Source organism: Rhodobacter sp. P2_H5 (genome assembly GCF_056403335.1).
The window spans coordinates 1-564 of record NZ_JBFUFS010000143.1; the positions used below are offsets into that span (position 1 = coordinate 1).

The 564-nt window shown below is 58.2% G+C and carries 1 pseudogene; it reads left to right on the forward strand.

Annotation, left to right across the window (positions count from 1 at the left end):
* Positions 1-228 (forward strand): annotated as a pseudogene (locus tag AC1DVR_RS24000) (hypothetical protein); the annotation flags it as partial.
* Positions 229-564 lie beyond the last annotated feature (336 nt).

The window sequence follows — 564 nt, forward strand, 5'->3', positions numbered from 1 at the left end:
GCGCAGATTTTACGCGCCTTGGGTCACCATAGCGTTCGCCTGCTCAGCAACAATCCCGAGAAGGCGTCGGGGCTGGCACGCAATCACATCAGGGTGACCAAGGTTGAATCGCTGATCATCTCGCCAAACCCGTTCAACGCGGGCTACCTCGAAGCGAAGGCAGAGAAATTCGGTCATGTTTTGCCGGCGATTTGGCCCATAAGGGAATCATTTGCCAAATTCGGCTAAGTCAATGTGACCTCAGCACCCGGTTGGGACGTTCGCGTCTTTACTTGAGTTGATTTGAATCCGTAATGTGCGGCCATCCCCCTATTTTAAGTGGGGTGCCTCAATGGAATTTTCAGGCCCTCCGTCATCGCGCAATCCGTGAGGCGATGATCACGCGTTTCGCGGGCGTCATCAACTCCATCGCCGTCTTGTCAACCTTCGCCCTCCCCGATCCTGCCGCGCCAAGGGCGCTGGCAGGCAGATGCGCATCTGCGACCAGCGGGCCAAGATGGATTGGCCTTGCCCTGTCTCGCCCGATGTCGCGTCTGAGACAGGGCCCGTGACAAGCCCTGCCGC